The 4,674-nt window shown below is 65.7% G+C and carries 6 protein-coding genes; 5 read left to right on the top strand and 1 reads right to left on the bottom strand.

What is annotated here, in order from left to right; genetic code table 11:
• Together AB4Z51_RS44315 and AB4Z51_RS44310 are read left to right on the top strand one after the other, a co-directional pair.
• Positions 1 to 489, top strand: a 489-nt coding sequence (locus AB4Z51_RS44315) for a DJ-1/PfpI family protein (RefSeq protein ID WP_441499713.1), incomplete at its 5' end; no start/stop codon positions are given.
• A gap of 178 nt (positions 490 to 667) precedes the next feature.
• Positions 668 to 1,315, top strand: coding sequence for a glutathione S-transferase family protein (locus AB4Z51_RS44310; protein ID WP_135216160.1), 648 nt, complete (start codon positions 668 to 670; stop codon positions 1,313 to 1,315).
• Between the two features lie 355 nt (positions 1,316 to 1,670).
• Here AB4Z51_RS44310 and AB4Z51_RS44305 read toward each other — a convergent pair whose 3' ends face one another.
• On the bottom strand, positions 1,671 to 2,078 hold the full coding sequence (locus AB4Z51_RS44305) for an NADH:ubiquinone oxidoreductase subunit NDUFA12 (RefSeq protein ID WP_135216159.1): 408 nt from the start codon (positions 2,076 to 2,078) through the stop codon (positions 1,671 to 1,673).
• 248 nt (positions 2,079 to 2,326) lie between these two features.
• Here AB4Z51_RS44305 and AB4Z51_RS44300 point away from each other — a divergent pair, with 248 nt between their 5' ends.
• From AB4Z51_RS44300 to AB4Z51_RS44290, 3 genes are all read left to right on the top strand, one after another.
• Positions 2,327 to 2,947: a BA14K family protein gene (locus AB4Z51_RS44300; protein ID WP_135216158.1), complete on the top strand. Its 621-nt coding sequence runs from the start codon at positions 2,327 to 2,329 to the stop codon at positions 2,945 to 2,947.
• Positions 2,948 to 3,193: 246 nt separating this feature from the next.
• A complete protein-coding gene (locus AB4Z51_RS44295) occupies positions 3,194 to 3,607 on the top strand; it encodes a response regulator (protein ID WP_028148724.1) in 414 nt (137 codons plus the stop codon).
• A partial coding sequence (locus AB4Z51_RS44290; protein ID WP_441499712.1) for a CHASE3 domain-containing protein occupies positions 3,604 to 4,674 on the top strand: 1,071 nt, incomplete at its 3' end. The genes AB4Z51_RS44295 and AB4Z51_RS44290, both read left to right, overlap by 4 nt.

Raw genomic sequence — 4,674 nt, 5'->3', positions numbered from 1 at the left:
GACGTGATCTGCGTGCCCGGCGGCGGCGGCACCAACGACCTGCTCAATGACGAAGAGGTGCTGGATTTCCTGCGCAGGCAGGCCGAAGGCGCCAAGTACGTCACCTCGGTCTGCACGGGGGCGCTGGCGCTCGGCGCTGCCGGCCTGCTCAAGGGCTACCGCGCTGCCACCCATTGGAGCGCGATGGAGATGCTCGGCCAGTTCGGCGCGACGCCGACCAGGACGCGCGTCTGCATCGACCGCAACCGCGTCACCGGCGGTGGCGTCACCGCCGGGATCGATTTCGCGCTGACGCTGGTGTCGATCCTGGTCGACCGCACCACGGCGGAAGCAATCCAGCTCCAGATCGAATACAACCCCGCCCCGCCGTTCAATTCAGGCTCGCCCGACACCGCGCCGGCCGAGGTGCTGGCGTTGCTGAGAGAGCGCGGCGCCGCAAACCAGGCCCGCCGCCTCGAGGCGGTCAAGCGCGCGGCTGAGCGGGTGTAGAGCAGAGGCTTTGCTCACGCGCCCCGAACGCAGCGCAGCACTTCCCGGGCAATGCAAAGCATCGTCCGGAAGCTCCGCACTGCTGACATGACGCTGTCAGGAGCCTGTCGCGACAATCCATATCGCGCCCAACGCCCACGGACGCTTCCCGGTCGCGTGCGCACAGGAGGATCTGACCATGGCGCGATACCGGCTGCACTGCATCGGAGCTTCGGGCAATTCGTTCAAGGTCGCGCTATTCCTCAACTGCGCCGGGCTCGACTGGGAGCCGGTCGGCCTCGACTTCGCCGGCGGCGAGACCCGCACGCCTGACTGGCGGGCCACCACCAATGTCATGGGCGAGGTCCCCGTCCTCGAGGTCGATGGCCGGCACATGAGCCAGTCCGGTGCGATCCTGCTGTGGCTCGCCGAGACTCACGGCGTGTTCGGTCCGACGCCCGAGGAGACGTTCGAAGCCACGCGCTGGCTGCTGTTCGACAACCACAAGTTCACCGCGAACTTTGCCCAGCACCGGTTTCAACGCTGCTTCATGCCGGAGCCCGCCCATCCCGCTGTGCTCGCTTACTTGCGCGCGCGGACCGACAGCGCCTTCTCGATCGTCGACAGACACCTCTCCCACCGCAGCTTCATGCTGGGCGATCGGCCGACGATCGTCGATTTCTCAATGTTGGGCTATCTGTACTATCCGACCGAGGAGACGGGCTTTGATCTTGCCGCGACTTTCCCGGCGATTGATGCCTGGCGCCGGCGTGTCGTCGAACTGCCGGGCTGGAAGCCGCCCTATGAGATGATGCCAGTCGGCAACTCACCGACGCTCTATCTCTGAGAAGCGAGCAGAGCAACAGATCAAAGAAAAAGGCCGCTCGGTTTCCCAAGCGGCCTTTCCTGTCTTACGGTGGCTGCACATTCCATCGGGCGATTTCGAACTTCCAGACCGGGGGCCTATCTCCCGATCGAGTCCTCGTCGGCGGCCGCTGCATCTCGGGACAGTCGCGAACTGTTGCCCGAACCGAACGCGATGGTCTCCCATCTCCGTAAGATGGGACCATTGAGCCGCATCACTCGCGTAGCTGCAACGCCCGCGCATGAGCTGTCCCCGCTGTTCCCGTTGTCCACAGCAAGGTGAGGCGGATGCTGGTGCATCCACCGCCACGGCAAGGATTCGGACGGAGATCGGAAAGCTAGCCGGGCGTCCAGGGCTGATAGTCGCCGGTCGCCTTGGGACGCTTGCCGCTTGCAAGCGTCGAGCCGGAGGGCCGATAGGCGTTCGGCGTGCCGGTGGGGTTCGGCTGGTGCGGCTTTTGCCATTCGCGCGGCTGGTAGTTCTCTTCGGTCGGCGGCACATCGACGACGTGATGCATCCAGCCGTGCCAACCCGTCGGAATGCGGCTCGCTTCGGCGTAGCCGTTATAGATGACCCAACGCCGCTCGAATCCGAGCGTCGGATCGATCACGCCGCCGCGGGTCCGATAATAGCGGTTTCCCTGCTCGTCCTGGCCGACCAGCTCGCCGTACCGCTTGGTCCAGAGCTGGGTGCCAAAGGTCTGGCCACTCCACCAGGTGAAGAACTTGAGGAAGAACTGTTTCATACGGCTAGGGCCCTGCTTCGTGAGGCCCTGATGCCATCCGGGCGGCGAAATGTCCAGTTCCGCGGGGGCGGCGGTGCCCCCCGCAAAATGTGGTGCCCCCGGCGTAAGCCCTGCCGCAAATCGGACGCGATCCGTTCATGCCGGGTACAGCGGCCGCATGGAAACCTGCGCCACACGCGCACACCGGCGTGAACCCTGGAACCGCGGGCCCTTCAAGAGGTTTGCTTCAGGGAATAAGGAGTTTGAACATGAAAAGTCTGAGAATTTTGAGCGCCGCGGCAGCGGTCGCGTTGGTCCTTCCGTTGGCGACGCCGAGCTTCGCCCAGGGCCGTGGTGGCCACGGCGGTGGCGGCGGTGGTCATTTTGGCGGTGGCGGCGGCGCCCATTTCGGCGGTGGCGGCGCCCGCATGGGCGGCGGCAGCTTTGGCGGCGCGCGGTTCGGTGGCGGCGGCGGCAATTTCGCAGCCGGAGCCATGCGCCCGAGCGCCGGCCTAGCCATGCGTCCGACCGCAGGAGCCACGTTTAGTGGTGGCGGCGGCCGTCCCCTCGCAGTCGCGGGTAACAACTGGCGCGGCGGCGGCGGCAACTGGCACGGTGGCGGCTGGCGTCGTCACGGTGGCGGTTTCTGGCCGGGTGTCGCAGCCGGTGCTGCGATCGGCGGGCTAGGCTCTTACGCCTACTACGGTGGCGGATACTACAACGATCCCTATTACTATGGCGACGACAGCTACTATGATGAGCCGTCGGTCGCGGTGGTGCCGGACAACGGTGGTGACTCGTCGGCTTATTGCGCGCAGCGCTACAAGTCCTACGATCCGGCCTCGGGTACGTATCTCGGCTATGACGGCCAGCGTCATCCCTGCCCGTAAGCAGATCGACAACGCTTGACGGAAGAGGCGTCGCATCGGTGCGGCGCCTCTTTCGTTTGTCGCGCGCTCATCGCCTGTTTCGCGCGCGGCCCGCGCATCGCGTGGGAGGATCTATGCACGCGAGCGCGAGGGACCTTTATTCACCGCACCGTGCATATCTACAATGATCCAATCCCAAATTGACCCGTCCCGCGATTCGCCTATATCACCGATAGATGTGGGGACTTCGATCTACTGGGAAATGTCATGCCGCGTATCCTCGTGGTAGATGACGATCCGATGGTCGGCGCGACCATCGAGGTTCTGCTCCAGCGTCAGGGCTTCGATGTCACGATGGCTGACGGCGGCGAAACGGGGCTGGCTGCGCTCGAAGCGCAGACGTTTGACGTGATGCTGGTCGACATCTTCATGCCGCACATGCGCGGCTTCGAATCCATCCGCATCTTTCACGAGCGCGCCCCGGCGATCCCTCTCATCGCGATGTCCGGCTACGCCTTCGCCTCGTCTGCGTCGCCCTCCCCCGATTTCCTCCGCATGGCACTGGAACTCGGCGCGACACGCTGCCTGCGCAAGCCGTTCACGCCGGACGCGCTCCTGACCACGATCCGGGAATGCCTCGGCGAGGCCGCGCAGCCGAAGGACAAGAAAGAAGCCCCTTGATCCCAACGCAGCGCGTCATTCTCGGTGCTGGACTTGCAATCCTCCTGATCATCACCGCCGCCTCGATCGGACTCGACGTCAAGTCGCGGTTCGATGCCGCCTGGGTCAATCACACCATCGAGACGCAGAAGAAGATCTCCGATCTGCGCGTGCTGATGCGCCACGCCGAGAGCGCCGCGCGCGGCTACGAGATCTATCGCAACCCGAGCTTCAGCGACGAGTTTCAGGCGGTGCACGCCCAGCTCGCGCCGGCGCTCGCCGACCTCAAGCGCAGCCTGCGTGACAATCCGGATCAGGTCGCGCTCATGGAGGGCACCGAGTCGCTGGCGCTGCGCCGGGTCGAGATCGCCGCAGAGGTGATGCGCCTGCGCGCCGAGAACGACCAGGCCGGCGTTGCCGCGCTTCAGGGCAAGGCCGAGGGCCGCGGCCTCATGGACACGGTGATGGGCAATCTCGATCATCTGAGCGCGGAGGAAGAGCGATTGCTCGCCGCCCGCGCCCAGAGTTCCCGCCGCACCGGCATCGTCCTGCTCGGCATCGACGTGATCGGCGCGCTGGTGATCCTGCTGCTGGTCGCAATGCTGATGCGCGAGAGCCAGCGCACCACGGTCGCGCTGAAGAGCACGCTGCTGGAGACCACGGCGGCGAAGGAGCAACTCGAGGCGGCCGTCGCCGAGCGCACCGAGCATCTCGTCAACGCGCATGACGAGCTGCGGCTGTCGGTCAACGTGCTCCAGAGCACGTTCCACAGCATGGCCGAGGCTGTGCTGGTGATCGACGCCGAGGGCACTGTCCTTCTGTCCAACCCGGCCGCGGAGCGCATCTTGCTGCATCGCGCCGGCATGAGCCTGCGTAATCTGCGCGCCCTGTCCGACGTGTTTCACGGCGACGGCGTCACGCCGCTCAGGGCGGACGAATTGCCCTCGACGCGCGTGCTGCGCGGCGAGCAGTTCGAGAACCTGGAGATGATCGTCCGCCCGCACAGCGGCAACGATCCCCGCCATCTGATGATCAGCGGCCGGCCGATGCGCGACGGACAAGGCAACGTCTCCGGCGCCGTGCTGGTC

It is taken from the genome of Bradyrhizobium sp. 2TAF36, assembly GCF_052114925.1.
Taxonomy (GTDB): Bacteria; Pseudomonadota; Alphaproteobacteria; order Rhizobiales; family Xanthobacteraceae; genus Bradyrhizobium; species Bradyrhizobium barranii.
Note: the sequence above shows the minus strand (reverse complement) of the source record. Positions and strands in the feature narration are given on the sequence as shown.

Coding starts and splice junctions, on each gene's coding strand:
- AB4Z51_RS44305 (WP_135216159.1), bottom strand. CDS start 2,078: ATGAAACAGTTCTTCCTCAAGTTCTTCACCTGGTGGAGTGGCCAGACC.
- AB4Z51_RS44300 (WP_135216158.1), top strand. CDS start 2,327: ATGAAAAGTCTGAGAATTTTGAGCGCCGCGGCAGCGGTCGCGTTGGTC.
- AB4Z51_RS44310 (WP_135216160.1), top strand. CDS start 668: ATGGCGCGATACCGGCTGCACTGCATCGGAGCTTCGGGCAATTCGTTC.
- AB4Z51_RS44295 (WP_028148724.1), top strand. CDS start 3,194: ATGCCGCGTATCCTCGTGGTAGATGACGATCCGATGGTCGGCGCGACC.